13 protein-coding genes and 1 pseudogene are annotated in these 15616 nt (G+C 51.7%); 7 read left to right on the top strand and 7 right to left on the bottom strand.

Going from position 1 to position 15616, the window contains the following annotated elements:
- Positions 1-126 precede the first annotated feature (126 nt).
- The gene (locus KO497_RS03350) at positions 127-687 is read left to right on the top strand and encodes a restriction endonuclease (RefSeq protein WP_215942540.1); all 561 of its coding nucleotides are present in this window, start codon (positions 127-129) and stop codon (positions 685-687) included.
- A 205-nt stretch (positions 688-892) separates the two neighbouring features.
- Here the strand turns inward: KO497_RS03350 and KO497_RS03355 are convergent, their stop codons facing one another.
- From KO497_RS03355 to KO497_RS19370, 7 genes are all read right to left on the bottom strand, one after another.
- Positions 893-1639, bottom strand: coding sequence for a hypothetical protein (locus KO497_RS03355; protein ID WP_215942541.1), 747 nt, complete (start codon positions 1637-1639; stop codon positions 893-895).
- Entirely contained in the window at positions 1632-2012 is a 381-nt protein-coding gene (locus tag KO497_RS03360; RefSeq protein ID WP_215942542.1) for a hypothetical protein, read from the bottom strand. Before KO497_RS03360 ends, KO497_RS03355 begins: the two co-directional genes overlap by 8 nt.
- Positions 2009-2821 carry a ParA family protein gene (locus tag KO497_RS03365; protein ID WP_215942543.1) on the bottom strand — a complete coding sequence of 271 codons (813 nt, stop codon included), beginning with the start codon at positions 2819-2821 and terminating at the stop codon, positions 2009-2011. Before KO497_RS03365 ends, KO497_RS03360 begins: the two co-directional genes overlap by 4 nt.
- 409 nt (positions 2822-3230) lie before the next feature.
- Positions 3231-3401, bottom strand: a complete 171-nt coding sequence (locus KO497_RS03370; RefSeq protein ID WP_215942544.1) for a hypothetical protein — start codon at positions 3399-3401, stop codon at positions 3231-3233.
- A gap of 114 nt (positions 3402-3515) precedes the next feature.
- Complete coding sequence (locus KO497_RS03375) at positions 3516-4862, bottom strand: GAF domain-containing sensor histidine kinase (RefSeq protein WP_215942545.1); 1347 nt, start codon at positions 4860-4862, stop codon at positions 3516-3518.
- A 539-nt stretch (positions 4863-5401) separates the two neighbouring features.
- Positions 5402-6436 (bottom strand): IS110 family transposase, encoded by a 1035-nt coding sequence (locus KO497_RS03380; RefSeq protein ID WP_215942566.1) that lies wholly within the window; start codon positions 6434-6436, stop codon positions 5402-5404.
- Positions 6437-6624: 188 nt separating this feature from the next.
- Positions 6625-7614 carry an ATP-binding domain-containing protein gene (locus KO497_RS19370; protein ID WP_215942546.1) on the bottom strand — a complete coding sequence of 330 codons (990 nt, stop codon included), beginning with the start codon at positions 7612-7614 and terminating at the stop codon, positions 6625-6627.
- Between the two features lie 93 nt (positions 7615-7707).
- Here KO497_RS19370 and KO497_RS03390 point away from each other — a divergent pair, with 93 nt between their 5' ends.
- The 6 genes and pseudogenes from KO497_RS03390 to KO497_RS19375 all read left to right on the top strand — a co-directional run.
- Entirely contained in the window at positions 7708-8256 is a 549-nt protein-coding gene (locus KO497_RS03390) for a transposase (protein ID WP_215942547.1), read from the top strand.
- A 1053-nt stretch (positions 8257-9309) separates the two neighbouring features.
- Positions 9310-10080: a hypothetical protein gene (locus KO497_RS03395; RefSeq protein ID WP_215942548.1), complete on the top strand. Its 771-nt coding sequence runs from the start codon at positions 9310-9312 to the stop codon at positions 10078-10080.
- Complete coding sequence (locus KO497_RS03400; RefSeq protein WP_215942549.1) at positions 10077-12278, top strand: hypothetical protein; 2202 nt, start codon at positions 10077-10079, stop codon at positions 12276-12278. The genes KO497_RS03395 and KO497_RS03400 overlap by 4 nt, the downstream gene beginning before the upstream one ends.
- Positions 12278-13315 (top strand): ATP-binding protein, encoded by a 1038-nt coding sequence (locus tag KO497_RS03405; protein WP_215942550.1) that lies wholly within the window; start codon positions 12278-12280, stop codon positions 13313-13315. The genes KO497_RS03400 and KO497_RS03405 overlap by 1 nt, the downstream gene beginning before the upstream one ends.
- 657 nt (positions 13316-13972) lie before the next feature.
- The gene (locus KO497_RS03410) at positions 13973-14890 is read left to right on the top strand and encodes an AAA family ATPase (RefSeq protein WP_354668082.1); all 918 of its coding nucleotides are present in this window, start codon (positions 13973-13975) and stop codon (positions 14888-14890) included.
- A 90-nt stretch (positions 14891-14980) separates the two neighbouring features.
- A pseudogene (locus KO497_RS19375) lies at positions 14981-15325 on the top strand (DUF6634 family protein); the annotation flags it as partial.
- Between the last annotated feature and the right edge of the window lie 291 nt (positions 15326-15616).

The raw sequence follows: 15616 nt of genomic DNA on the forward strand, positions 1-15616 counted from the left end.
GAACGGCCCAAAGCCGCCGTCTGCAAACCAACTGCAATGCTGCAGTGCATCGCACCAAAGCGGACGTTCATTGCGCCGAAGCCGAAAATATGCTGGATGGTTACCAGACAGCTTGAAGGTAACGTCATGACGAGAGAAATGCCTTGGGAACCAAGTAACCCAATTGAAGTTAGCCCTGTAGAATACGAAAAATATGTTGTTTCATGGCTCAGTGCGACTGAAAAACAGCTCAAAAGCTTTTCCGTTCAACACCTTGAGAAGTTGCCTGGCAGCGCGGGCGACTACATCATCGATGCTGTGGCGAGATTCAAAGTTTTCGACGATGCCGAGATATCAGTGCTAGTAGAATGCAAAAAACTAAAGCGTTCAGTGGAGCGTGATGTCGTCATGATCCTTAAGGGCAAAATGCAGGAGACCGGCTCGCATAAAGGTATCATCTTCTCAACGTCGGGGTTTCAGCGTGGCGCTATCGAATATGCGGCAGAACATGGGATCGCGCTGATAACGTTCGTCGATGGAGTACACACCTACGTCACGAAGAGTGCAGAAGATGTCCCGCGTTCGTATCTTCCTGCTGATCTGCCAAAATACGCAGGTTTCTGGCCGACCCCAACTGATACGGGGTTAAGCATCTCCACCATTTCATCAACAAGCGTTGAAAAACTGAACCTATGGTTGGCTCTCTAAACGCTGCTCTTGACGGCCCAGACCTGCCGTTCGTGGATCAAGCTGCGGATGGCCGCTCCCACCTCAAACAAGACATTGGTCCACAATGCTTCAAGATGCGGCGCGGAGGTATGATCGGTAGGAAGCTGACCAAAAATTCAGAATTCTGCACCAAAGATCGGTCCAAATCGAACAGAGAAAAATACCCCATCCGGCTTTTCGATACTCATGGCGCGTGTATTGAGACATCCAAGTGTTTCTTAAGAGCGGCTCGAGCATTGGACTGAATTGCGATGCTAAGTGCTGCCCGTAAGTTCTGCATCTTTGCGCCGTCCAAGTGATCTGAGAGGACGCCAACAAGCGAAGTAATTGAGATGTCAACGGCGCTCCGCTCACGGGCCGACCATTTGCCCAGATCGGCCAAACTTGGATTTGCAATGTTCGTTTTGCCGTCTGCAGTTGTCATACGGAACATCATGTTTGAGCCATGCACAGCCTTCGAAAGAGTGCCATACTCATTGTCGAGTGCTGCCTTTAGGTCTAGCTCCTTAGCAAGCTTGTCGAGCTTAGGGTGCTCCGATATATACTCGCGCATTTCTTTCGGCGACATCCTGAAGTCCCCAGCGCTCCATTTTACGAATTCAACCGGATGGTCCAAATAGTAGATGGCTGCCATCGTATTTTCCATAAAGCTCCGGAGAGCTTGGAGCGCCGACCGCCAGCTTCCAAAGCTCGCGTTAACATGTGATATCAGGGCATCATTGTGGGCCTCAAAGAAAAAATGGGCAGCTCCTTGGGGGAAGTGAGGCTCCACGATGTCTAGCTTCAATGCATTGATCGCTGCTATCCTTGCATAGCTTTCGACCAGCTTCTTGTTTCCTTGAAAATCAGCGATGTTACTAGTGATTGAAACGGAAACCTTTTTCGAAAATGCTATATAGTTTGCATTTATCTCGTCGCCCACATCAACCATTTGATAGCAGGAACCTAAGAGCGTTCGATAATTCAGATGGCTCATCGTCGGAGCTACTGTTTTTCATCGCGATCCTTTCCCGCTCTGCATCGTTATCCGCAAGGTAATTCAAAATCTTACCCATGATATCGCGTGCCGCATCGCGCGGACGAATATCGACCGGAATGTCGAAATCACGGGCGGTCTTTTCCCAGTCCGATTTTCTAAATTTTGAGAGTGCAGCCAACACCGAGAGACTGACACCAATGTCGTCCGAGGGTCTCTCGGCTGAGGTGGCGAGTGCGGAGCCGAGTTCAGTCAATTCTTGGTTCGGCAAGCTACGAAGCACCTTGCCCAATTGCGTCAGGGCTTTTGCAAGATCGTGAGTTTTCATTTCTTAAGCCCTACTTTTTTTAAGATCTCTTCCGAGACCGCGGCAAACTCTCTTTTAGCCGCCGCGTCACCCATTTCGAAAACAGACCTATTCTTTGCGGTCGCTTCAGTAATTACTGAACGCTCCTTGATTTCCGATTTCAACATATTCCCGGAAAACTGTTTTCTAAGGTCGGCAGTTGTCCGGTCCCTGAAGTTTGACTGCCGCCCGACTCTGGAAAGCACTATACCCGCATTCTTGATTTCGAGTTCCATGTCCTCGCCGAATTTCTTCACCCGACCGATCAGCAACGCGATTCCCAAGCTTGACAAGAAGTCGGGTGAGACAGGTACGACATAATGGGTGCTGATCGCCAAAGCATTCTGCGTTGGTAACGTCAAGTTAGGAGGGCAATCGCATACAACAATGTCATAGTCTCCCATGATGTCCTTGAGAGATTTCTTCAAGAGTTTTTCGCGAGCCGTGCGTGCGCCGATATCAAGATCAATAGTGAAAAGACTTAAATCGGAGGGAACCAAATCGACACCCTCGAAGACATCTTTCAAGATTACATCGCTCGCCGTAACGTCACTGCCTTCCGCATGATCGGTATTCCTAACACCTAAAAGGTCGGCAACAGTACCTTTTGTCTTCTTGTGAGCCCCCCATTTCTCCGGAGATATCGAAGAGAAAGTCGCGTTAGTTTGCGGGTCAAGATCGACAAGCAGAGTCTTGTAGCCTTTCATTCCGCAAAACGCCGCAAAGTTTACGGCAATTGCCGTTTTGCCAACGCCACCTTTCAGATTCACACAGGAGATCACCACTGTCATCGTTTTTCCCAGACTTTCTAAACGTTTGAACTTTTGTCGCACCTATGCTCGAAGCCGTCAACTGAGTCCTTCCCTCAGTATTTGTCTCAAGAGTGGACAAGCACGGAGACGCAACTGTTTTGATCGCCTCATGCTGAAAGGAAGTTCTTCGAGAACCGGGGCAAGTGGTAGAGGGTCTATGCAAACGGTTGGGGCGAAGCTTGTCCCCAGTACACCGGTTCGCTTAGGTTTGCGCATACTTCAGGTCACGGGCTGCTGTACCGCCAAGCATCTGATACCAAAGCCCGCATTGGACTAGCTGACGACGCCGTATCGAACTCCAACGTTAAGTAATGACCGCGCAGGGGTTCTCCTTGGGCTCAACAACCAGTTAAGTGATGTCAGGGTTCTGCGTATTGCCGCCATTGGTTCAAACCGCAGCGAATGTCCGCAACCCGCCCTTGGTGTCGATCGAAGTGAACGGCCCAAAGCTGCCGCTCGTGCGAAAACCGTCTAATGACCGCTCCCAACCCTGAGCAGACACGAATGGTGGGTCTTGTCGCACTTGCAGCATCCGCAGGCTGGGGCGGATATCGGACATTCGCGGCAATGCCATTAGCGTTATAAATTCAAAAGCCACGCCAGCGTAATAGCGACCTCAAAAGCATCATAAATAGTGCATTTTAGGTCGGGATCAGCCTTACAGTAGCTCACGTTACTCTGCTTTTGGAGTACCGTTTTTTTTGAAATTCACCATGAATGTTGTGCCCTCGCCTAGAACACTTTTATAGCCAATCGTTGCATCATGCTGCGTTAGTATTTGACGGCAAATATGCATGCCAAGCCCTGTTCCCGACGTTGTGCGGGTGTCAGAATTGTCCACCTGTTTGAACATGCCAAAGACCAGCTCTGTAGACCCTTTTGGAATCCCAACCCCTTGGTCTTTAACAGTAATTTGCGGCCCACTTTCAGGGCAACTCAATTCAATTTCGATTTGCCCACCTTGGTTGGAAAACTTGAACGCGTTTGAAATAATGTTGCCCATAACGCGGTCTAAAAGGCTTTTATCACCGCGTACAACGCAAGGCCTACTTGTCGAACATCTAACCCTTAAAGTTACATTTTTGTCCGCCGCATAATTTCTGTATGCATCCGCTGAGTTTTCTATGAGTTTGGCCAAATCAACTGGAACAAACTTGATATGGCTCTTTCCCAAATTGTTTTTTTGAAGCTGCAATATATCATTAACTAAGGACAAAAGCCTGTCGCTGTTTTCATTGGCAATGGTTATTAAGTGTCTGTATTTCTCAGGAGATGCGCTCACTTCACCGAGCTTCATTAAGCTAAGTGCCCCCTTAATCGACGTTAACGGCGTCCGAAGTTCATGACTGACGGTCGAAAGAAATTCACTTCTGGATTTTTCGGCTGCTACTAATTTTGTTGTAGAATTTTGAAGTGAATCTGTAAGATCACTCAATTCCGTGTTTTTAGCTTTAAGCGCGTTTGAATAATCAATTAACTCAAGCTTTTCACGATGCGACACGAGAAGAGCCGTGATCGCTTTACCCAGTTTGTACAGCGCGACCTTTGTCGTTTCTGAATGAATGCGAGGTGTCGTATCTAAAACGCAAAGCGTTCCAAGGCGCTTCTCTGGCTCTGGCTCCAGTATTGTTCCCAAGTACGATCGAACCTTTGGGTCATTTACGACAAAAGGGTTGGCCACGAAGCGATCATCAAGGCTTGTGTTGGTTATCTCAAACAGTTCGCTGCCCATGATCGCGTGCGCACAGAAAGAAACCTCTCTCGTGGTGTGACGCAAGTCGCCTAGGCCAACACTTGCAAGGAACCGTTGATGCGTTTCATCCACTAACGACACCAAGGCGATAGGAACCCCTGCTATTTCAGCGGCCAGCTCGCATAACCCCTGAATTTCATCATAAGGAAGAGACAGGTCAAGCCTCAAGTCCTTAAGACACGCTATCCTCTCGGCCTCGTTGGCAGGAATTGGAGGAAAAGACGGGTCTAAAAATCTTGATTCGAGACCTGTTTTCATCTTGCGCATTATGAAGAATCCTTCCGAATCAATCTTTCAAAAATGTAGATTAAACACACCGAAGCACAACTATAGGGCGAAGTCAGGAGGCGCGGTCACATTTTTTTTACCGCCAGACAAGTTTCGCGTACGCAGTGAAGGGCCGATTCGATGAGGCTGCAGCGCAGCATTGCCTAACGCAATGAGTGTCTCTTATGGGCCGTTCATCCCATCAAGGCGGATTCCTGATAACGACTTTTCACAGGTCACTCTCTGCGCATAGCTGACCTTGGTGCAGACCGCAGCGAATGTCGGCTTCTCTAATTGGGTATTTAGGTCAAGCTCTTTTTCCTTGTTTGTTTGGGTCTTTGTCACTCATCCGGGTCACGCTTCTCTTCGCAGTCTGGTTTGATGTTCGAATGGCATCGCTGCAAGCATATGTCGGATCGGCAGTGGAGAGCCCCGCTTTCCGGCGCGCTTCAAGATGCGCAGCAGACATTTTCGGCTTCTTCCACGAACCTCGTCCGGTGAGGGACGACCCCGTTAGGATTGTGGATTGGCGTTTTCGTTCATGCCATGTCTCCCACTTGATCCTGGCGGAATTCTGAGCCGTCGATCCACATGCGGTGCATTAGGACGGCCAACTTACGTGCGACAGCGACGACGGCGCGGCGACGTCCTTTTGTGCGCATCAATCGCATACCCCAAGATTTAATCTGGGAGCTTGCCATCGTTCGCATAAGCAACGCATTGGCAGCTGCATATAAAACGGCCCGCACATCTCGATCCCCAGCCTTGGATATCCGTCCCGGATTGTCATGCTCTCCTGACTGATATCTTCGCGGTGTAAGCCCAAAGTGTGCGCCAACGGTGCGAGATCTTTTAAAACGGGTTGGATCATCAACCGCTGATTTAAAACTCAACGCTGCGATTGGGCCAACGCCAGGAATAGTCATCAATTTCATGCAGACATCATCTTGACTGGCTGCCCTCTTAACGCGCCGATCTAGTTCCAAATAATGTTGATAAAGAACGACCCTCGCATCGAGCAAGGGCACGAGAGCATGTGCCAGAACGTCGTCGATCTCGATCATCGGCCGCACAACGCTGTCGAAGCTACCATGCTTAACTGTTTGAGGCAGCCGGACGCCAAATACCTTCAAAAGCCCGCGAACTTCGTTAGCCAGATCCATCGTCTTCTTTAGCAAGGCTTTGCGTGTACTCAGCAACGCACGGAGGCCATGTGCTTCACGGCTCTTCATATGCACCGGACTGAACCAGCCAGTGCGCAGTATCTGTGCGATGCCACGTGCATCTGTTTTGTCGGTCTTATTCCTCATCGCTGATAGAGCGGCATTCACTTGCCGTGCCTCCATGCAGACAACATCAAAACCCTCAGCGGTCAGGCCAAAGAAAAGGTGCTGGCTCATGGCTCCCGCTTCAAAACCAACACGTTCAATCGTATGTGGAAAGTCCACAAGGCATTCAGTTATATCACTGACCTCGCATGGCACTTCTCGCTCGAACAGAACCGTTCCCTTGCCATCAACAATGCAAAGCGCACAGGACCGCAACGACACATCTAATCCAACATAGTATTCCACCATCTATCTCCCTTGTTCACAGCTATTCTGTGATCTTAATGGGAGCTTGGCCTAAAAGCGAAAGGCTGCCCAATTACGCATGCTCTCCGCCCATTCTGTTGAAAAACTAAAGTTTGCGAGTGCAGAACTGGGACTTCCAAATTCGGCGCCAGTGCCTTTTTGATCAGACTTGGCACATGTGTTTCCACTTAAATTAACCACACCTTTTGAAAGTGGGACGCAAGATTTGCAACCTCTTTTGGAATTGACTCAGTAAAGGTTACACCGAGGCAGGTCGCTGCCCGCGTTGCGCCCACATAGAGAAATTTGGCGAACAAATCGGGATGCTTCGTAATTGTCTCATCCAGTCCGACAAAGAAGACTGCTTCGAATTCTAGGCCTTTGATATGGCGGATGTCGAACACTCTGACATCTCTATCGTTCCCTACCACCTTTCCATCCTTGCACGCGACTGCCGAGAGGCTGATCTCTTCCAAGCGGTCGTTCAGCGCTACAGCTAGGGGCTCTACTTCAGCCTCTTCGTTCATAAGAACCGGGATCGTTGTGGAGCGCTGTAGCATTCGGTCAATCTCGTGAATTCGGTTTGTGAGCCAGTTGGAGACCTGATCAAAATCGGAAAGAGTATCCTGCCATACCGGCGATAAGCCTTCTGCGTCGAGGCGATCCGGCAAGATTATGTCTTCGTCTTGCGACCCACCTAGTGATGCAACATCCTTCGCAAGGTCCACGAGGCGTTGGCTTTGCCTATACGACACAGTGATCGACTTCCGCTCGATACCTTTGGTAATCCAGTCTAGGGCTTCATTTGATTTTAGCCCCCACGATGTCAGGCGTTGATTGATATCTCCGCAGAGGAAGAATGAGCTGGAAATTGGGTGTGAAATCTCGTGCATAGATGCAAGTTGGACGCGGGAGAAATCGGTTGCTTCATCAATCACAACCTGCGCGCGTTGCATCGCACGCACCCTACCTAGGAGACCTCCCTCCGGCAGACTGCCATGTTCATGCCTTCGATAGTGCCCTAACAGTTCATTGGCGATTTGCAGCGCGGCGAGAACAACAAGGTCAAGTTCGTTCCAAAAAATATCAGAGGGTTTGGCGGGCGCAGACTTATCAGCGGCGTTTATCAGTTGGGTGGAACCGTCAGATCGTTTATGGCTGCGGGAAACGCAGGCCACCTAAATTGGACCTGATCTGGCTTCAGAAAAGCCCGTTGTCGGCTCTCGAACTTCCAACTGGCAACTGTCGCACTCGAATGCCATTATTTTCGAATGGATGATCTCGCGACCGAAATTCATTGGAAATCTCTGCTTTTGGCATTGCCGAAAAACGGCGTTTCAAGGCATTTCAGCACAGATGAGGAGTGTGAACTGCGCCTGCTCGAGGTATTGTTCCCAGATGGCGTTATATGTCTCGACTGCGGATCAAACCAGCTTTCCCATTTAGCTGATCGGCACTTCTACCACTGCAAAGAGTGCCGAAGCCAGTTTTCCGCGCGACAAGGAACGATCTTCGAACGCAGCAATCTTCCATTGTTGAAGTGGTTCATATGCGCTGAAACCGCCATCAAAGCTCATGCTGCGAAAAAGCTTCACGTCAGCTTTTCTATTTCAGCGGTCATGATGCGGCTGTCTGTTGCGCGGAAGACCTCGCAACGCCTGCGGGCGACGGTCCCGCAAGAGCTGTTGGCCCCTGATGGAGGGGTGTTGGGCCGCTGCGTTTCTACGCAAAAGATTGATCTGCCGAATTCATGTGAACCCGGAACGGCAGGACATCTTTTATGGCTGGATTCCGCACTTGAGCGGCAAGTTCGCTTTTAAAGTGACTGCTGAATAAAGTAGCCCCTTTCGCTCGTGCCCGCTGTATACACCTCCCAAAAAGCGCATAATTAAAATTTTGTCGACGGGATGAAAGGAGGTTTGCCGCGACTTTTGAGTGAATTTGAGCGGAGGTGAGATAGTGATCACGGCATTAGTTTGGAGCCAAGCAACCCGGCTCGGAACCGGCGTCGTTGATACGGGCAGCGAATATTCAACGCTGAGATAAAAGCGGCAATTGTTGCGAAGGTGGACGTATATCTATGGGCTCACGGGGGGCATGGACTAACTCTTTAGCTTCTGGATGCGACATGCCTGGATTCGAAGCGTGATTCTTACCTAATGTAATATGCTGATTTTGAATTTCAGGGATAAAGGGCGCGAGGTTGATTGTGCCAGATTGTCGCAGCTGTTCCGTCGTTTGAAAAAATGATTCTCAATGAGGTGAAAAGGACTGAATGCAAAAACATGGAGAACGAATTTTTGCTGAATGGAGGCGGTAAGCCGATCTTGTGTCTCTCGACAAGCCGCCCCCGACATGAGGACGGATGTCGCAAGGTCGGTCAACATATTGATGCTCTGGCGCCGACTGTGACTACACTTAGATCTTTCGTTTTCGCAACGGATCTCGCGAACTATAGCAAATTCTCGCGAAATTTCTAGTCGCGAAGAGCGCTTTCAATCGCCCTCGGTCATGGCCTAGGGACATGCTGGAAACCGAAGGCCAACCACAGATCCGCCCCAAATAGGAGGACGCAATAATGATGACCTAAAGATGAAAACGCTCGTCCTGCGCCAACAGGACAAGCATTCTACAAAGGCGGAAGTGATCCACCCCAATCAGGTGAAACGATAGCAATAACGGCTTTCGAATTCAAGGATCTCTCTGCCCTCCATAACGAATCTTCACAACGCATCGTCCTGCTTAACCTCGGGACGTGACCGGCCCCCGACTGGTCTCTGCTTTGCTGAGGATTCCTCCCGACGCCCGAATGCCCGGGCCTCGGTTTTCCCCAAATTTCCGATGCAATCGGAGCTGGAATACGAGGACAGATCATGGAAGATCTTGATACCAATATGGCCAACCACCCTTACGGCCACCTTTCCCATCTTTGGGAGGGAGATGTTCTGCCGCCGCCACTGGCAGATCCTGATGAACCGATGCGCGTGCTGCCGTCGTATCTGAACAAGCTGGAACTCGGCAAATCGAGCAGCTCTTGCAAGGTGGCTTACACGACGCGCCTTCACCGCCGGGCTGCATTGCAGCAGTTTTGGTGCGCGTCCTTTGAAGAGGCTCAAGTGTATGAAAACATCGCGGCCAATCCAAATGTGATCGCCTTTCGCGAACAGTTGACCCGCACGCCTTATGTCGATCTGGCGGGCAAAGATACGCATACTCTGTGGGACTGTAACGCCTTGATGAAGACCGGCGTTACGGTGCTTGTGTCCGTCAAATACGATGAGAAGGCCAATCGCAAGTCTTACCTCGACGAAGTGGCCAACATTGCCGAGCAGTGTTCCGCTGATATCGCCGATAGCATTCGGGTCGTGTCTCGCTTTAGTTTTCACCCGGCATCTCGCCAATGTGCAAAAGACATCCACATGGCACGCCGTGGCTGGGATCCTGAAGCGGATCGGATCGTCCTGGAAGCAGCCAACGAACTGGGATCTCGGTTCACCTTCGAGGGCCTGATCGATGCCTCTCGCATTTCTGACGCTGGGCGTGGTTACCGCGCAGCCGTGCGCCTGATCGGCGATGGCGAAATCGGTAAGCACAAACTCGACCTTTTCGAAACCGAGACACAGCTTTGGAGCACTGCCGCATGATGTACTTCGCAAACATTACGGCATCTGACCGCGTGACCTTTGAAGGTCGCGAGGTCACTAAAATTTTGCCCGTGCAGGACAAGAAGAGCAAAGAAATCACTTATTTCCAGGTGTCGGTCGTCAATGATGAGGGAAATGTGGACCTCCGCAAGCTCGAGACTGCGGAAGTCCCGTACCTGTTTGATGAGGAGTTGCTGGTTGTAGAGAAGGGGTTTTACAGCGTCGCTCGCCAGGAAGAGCGTGCCCTCTATGGAGCGACAGAACTCTTTGGAGCCACAAAAAAACAGCGAGATGCTGTCGACCTGGTGATGCAAACCTGCACTCTGATGGAGCGTTATCGGAACCTTGGCATGAAGCTTACCCGGGATGGGGTGGGAGAGTTTCGTGCTTTGATGAGCGCTGACTATGATGCCTATCAGGCGCGGAAACTCTATGGCACTCAGAAACCGAATTCATCTCAAAAGCTGAAACGGCTGCCGAGTGCAGACGCCCTTTTGCGGAACTACCGGAGGTTTCGGAAAGCAAACAAAAATCCGAATATCTTTCTGGCACCGCGCAAGGTCCAGATCGATGCTGCCACCCAAGTGCAGGCGGACTTCATCTTCGTCCTCGAACGCCTCGGAGAATATGCGGATGCAACTCGTCCGTCAAAGGAAGAAGTCATCACGTCGCTGATAAAGGTACTGGAACAGATTAATGCTCAACGGGATCAGATGGGGATCACGGCGAAGTTCAAGATCAAGTGCCAAAGGACCTATGAGCGCTGGATTGACAAGTATCTTGATCCATTTCTCGTCGTTCTTCAGCGAGATGGATTGGCCGAAGCGCAAAAACAATTTGGGATTTCGGAGGGCGGTCGCCAATCGACGGTGCCGGGAGAAGTGGTCCAGACAGATGCGTGGAGGTTCCATCTGGTCACTTTGGATGCCACTCGGGAAGAGTTGAACCAAATGACCGATGAGGAGCGTGCAGATGTCAAACGAGTTCGTAGGTGGGTTGTGTTTCTCATGGATATCGCAACGCGGGCAATACTGGGCTTCTCGATTTGCCGAACACCGAATGAAAACGCCTCATTGGAGGCATTGCGCATGGCCTACATGGACAAGACCTATCTATTCCGTGAGATCGGCATCAAAGGCTCTGACTGGGATTATCGCTGCCCAATCCAAGAAATCGTCAATGACAACGGGTCGGAGTTCGGAAAGCAACCTTTCGGGGGAGCTCTGTTCTCTCATGCGGCCTATCTTCTCTCTTCCACCCAGATGAACACGGTTGCCGGTGTGTCCAACCTGCGTGGCCATATCGAGCGCTTTTTCTGGACGGTCGACTTGAAATGGGCGCGGTATTTGCCGGGTTATACGGCACAAAACCCGCAGGCGCGGAACGACCGTAAGCCGAATGCTGAGGCCTGCATCGCCGATGACGAACTGCACGTCACGCTGCTTGCGTTTGCCGCTGAGTATCACAAGACACCGCATCGCAGCCTGAACCGCCGGACCCCTGCGGCTGTTTGGGCAGAACTGACCAAAGGTGCCAAATACGATTGCACCCAGATGCCGTCTCCGGGCCAGTTGCGCGAGGCTTGCGGGTTTTACGCCAAGGCCAAAGTCGGAGAGGAAGGCATCCGTTTCGCGGGGACAGTTTACAGCAACGAACGGATCCGCAATGAGCGCAAGGCCCGCTTGGTAGACCGCATTGCGCCCGCGGGAGAAGACCTCGAAATCAAGGTTGATCCCTTCGATCTCGGTGGAATTTCTGTTCTCAAAGACGGCGAATTGATCTCGGTACCCTGTATCGACTCGAGTATGCGCGGCAAGTCCCTGCGTGTCTGGCAACAGGAACGTCTCCTCGCCCGGCAGCGCATCAAAGCGGAAAACCTTGCGCAGGAAGGTGCCCGCGAAGAAGCCGCGGCTATCTGGAGAAATCTGGCGAAGACCATCATGCGTCAATGCGACATCGGTCTGATGGGGTACTCGCAGTCTGAGGTCGAACGCGCCGCACGTGAACTCGATTTCGGAAAAGGTCACCACGAGAAACCTTTCGTCGGGCGTGCTGAATACGATGACCCAATGGAAGAGGGCGGATTTGAGGTCGGTAGCATCCAGGAAGAAGCGGAGCCAGACACGCCCACTGGACTGGACCGTTTCCGTTCCAGTGCGAAGGCCCGCAAGAACAAAGCCAAGAAGAGGAAAGCGTGATGACTGTTCAACTCACCGATCAATCCCGGAGCGAATACGATCAGCAAAATGAAGTTGCAGGCCGTATCGTTGCTCTTGAAGATCACTTCGAGAAGACGGAGGTCTACTGGGAGTTCCGCAAGCGGTTCTTTGGGATCTTGGCTCAACGTGAAGCTCGTCTGAAGGTTGGAAAAACGGAGCAAAAAGGGGCCGCATTGATCGGCCCCGCGGGGGCTGGAAAGTCGCGGCTTGCGAAGGAAGTCATCGCCGAGCACCATGCCTTGGCCGAGGATGCAGGCGATCGTCAGTTTGGCTATCGCATCCTCAGCGTCATTGTTCCTGGGCGGGCAACGGTCAAGGAAACCTTGACCGAGGTCCTGACTGAGCTTGGAGTTCCGGTGCATGCGCGGCGGGATGATGAATACCTCGGCCGTCTGGTCATGGAGTATTTCAAGGAATGTGGGATCGCCGGTTTGCATCTGGACGAGGTGCAAGATAGCGGTCGGTATAAGACCTCAGATAGCATCGAAGTCTTCATCAAACGTTTCCGTAATATGATGCAGCATTCCAACTGGCCGATTTGCATCATCCTTACGGCTACGCCTGAGGGGCGTGATTTAATCAACCACGATCCGACGCTGACCCGTCGTCTTCGCCCCATCGAGATGAAGCCCATGACATTCGCAAGAGATGGAGCGCTGCTCCGGAAGACGATCATCAAATTGTTCCATGACGCGGGCGTCCGGGACGCTGGCATTCTTCAGATCGACGAATTCATTAAGATCTTGATTCATGCGGCAGTGGGGAGGTTTGGCGTGGCTGTTGAAATGACGATCGAAGCAATCGGCGAATGTCTCGAGGACGACAACGATGAGATCGACATGTCATATTTTGCCGACGCTTATGCGTTGCGTATGGATTGCGATGAAGAGTTGAACCCCTTTGTTTCGGAGTACTGGAAGCTGATCGATACGATGAAAGCATTGCAACGGTACGACGACAAAAAGCGCGAAGCGGTGAAGACGTTGAATAAACGGCGCCGACCTTCTGCTGCTTAAGCGGAAACCGCCAAACTTCCTTCAAAAGCCGCCCTTCGGGGCGGTTTTTTTGTGTTCCGCATTCAGACAAGTGGGGCAGGGGCCAAGGCAGGGCGCATTTACGGTGTCTGAGAACGCATTTGAGGTGTCGGAAGACGCGTTCTTACATGTCGCGTGTTGACCTAACATATTGATTTTATTAGTATGAAAGTAGGGCAGGAACGCAATTTAGATGTCGGACGTCAGTTGTTGTTGTTATAGCGGGCAATTGAGAACCATTTCATCCAAAAAAACGACCATTGGGTGGGTCTTTAATGACCACTGACACCTAAGTTATTGAAATTATTGAGTCTGAGGATTGCCGGCCCGAAAGGGTCGGCATTTTCGTTTAAGGGCTGAACTCTCGGCGCAGAGGTTGACCGACTCTGTAAAATGTTCTCATTACGTTCTCAAGGGTCCGGATCCTCTTATTGAAACCTTAGCAGCCTCGCGCTGCCGAACGCGGGCCGCCAATCGAATGGCGCGCCGGCTCAGAGAGGACACCCAATGCCACGGATCAAGTTTATCGATGCCACCTTCCCACCCAGCAATTTGCCATCCTCTTTCGATATCGAAAGCCGTCTGAAGCGGCACCTCCATCAGTTGCGCCTGAAGAGGGGCGCTAGGAGGGAAGACTTCATGTTGACAGATACGGACAGGCTGAAGATCGAGCGGCGGGCAGCGTCCTATTTGATTGCAATCGCTCGCAAGTCCGGCATGGGGCATCTCGACAAGGGCGATCGGAAGCGGTTGGAAGTGTTCCGGAAGGGGGCCGAGTTGAAGTCGGTGGAAACAGATCATCACGCCGATGTGATCGCGAGTGCCCTGCACGCAGAAATGCCATGGATGGCGAAAGCCACGGAGCGCGTCTGGCACGATATGCGTGCTTCGGTGCGCAATGGCGATCCGGCTCCTCGGCTGAGGCCGTTGCTGCTTGTAGGTCCGCCGGGCATTGGCAAAAGCTTTTGGGCCCGGTTGCTCGGTGACAAGTTGCTTGTGCCAACGACTGTCATCGAAGCAACGGGAGAACCTGCCGCTTTCTCTGTGACTGGCAGTCAGAGAGGTTGGGGAGCCGCAGGTCCAGGGAAACCACTGGAAGGCATCATGGCAAGCGGTATCGCAAATCCCGTCATCGTAGTCGATGAGATCGAGAAGGCCGGTATCGTGGCGTCGAATAGAGGGCAGAGATTTGCTCTCAGCGAAGGTCTGCTGCCATTCCTAGAGCCGTTCACCGCCGTGAAATGGTCGTGTCCATATTTCCGGGTGTCCTTCGATATGTCTTGGATCAGCTGGGTGATGACTGCAAATTCCCTTGATGGTCTGCCAGCCCCATTTCTGAGCCGCTGTCCTCCCATGCAGCTATCGGCCTTGTCCGCAGAGGATCTCAAAGGGTTCGCATCGAGAGAGGGCGCGCGCCGTGGTCTGTCTGAGGATGCAGTCGGTGCGGTTCATGAGGTTATTGATGCGATTGAAAAGCCTCAACTTGTCAGTCTGCGTTCTGTCGTCCGGATGCTGGACGCCGTGGATCAGGCCATACACCGCCCGCTTTTGCACTGAACAAATTCGGCTGGGCCGAGGTGCGTCTCGTTTCAACGCGCAGACTTTTTATCCCACGATCACACTATCAATTTCATCTTGGAGTTCACTATGAACACTCAAGACTTCTGGGCTCAGAAAATACGTACCGCAATCACCGTTGCCGATTGTGACCCTTCCGAACATGACCTCGCTGACGCCCCGGTGCTAAACTACTGGCGGCCCCATGTAACTCGTCATGGTGCGCCCTCCTGTGGGGGATGGCGTCAAAACACCCGAGGTTGGGCACGTACGGCGTCACGGTGGTATGTTTTGGCTCAACACATTTCTGTCTACGAGGCGGTGATAGTGAAGGGACTTCGAATGGAAGAAGCACCTTCCGGTTTCGTTCAGATCGACATGCCCGGGTGTCGGCCACTTGATGATCTTTCGCTGTTGGATGAGCTTTTGGCAGTCTGGCGGGAGCGCATGCCGTTCACTACGAGGGGGAGGACTGACATGAACGGCCCAAAGAGACATGCAGTCACTGAAGACTATGCTGCGGCGCGGCCCGTCAAACTTGATGGGGTGGATGGCTCCTGCTCCAATCGGCGACGCAATGCGCCATACTGCAGATGTCCATATCTGCTTTTAGGAGGAGCCACCCAATGCGTGTTACTACAATCGGCCTCGATCTGGCCAAGAACGTTTTTCAAGTTCACGGGATCACTAAAGATGACGAGGTCTCCTTCAATCGACCTTTGAGAC

Origin of the sequence: Pacificibacter marinus, assembly GCF_018860665.1 — a bacterium.
In the GTDB taxonomy this organism is placed as follows: Bacteria; Pseudomonadota; Alphaproteobacteria; order Rhodobacterales; family Rhodobacteraceae; genus Celeribacter; species Celeribacter marinus_A.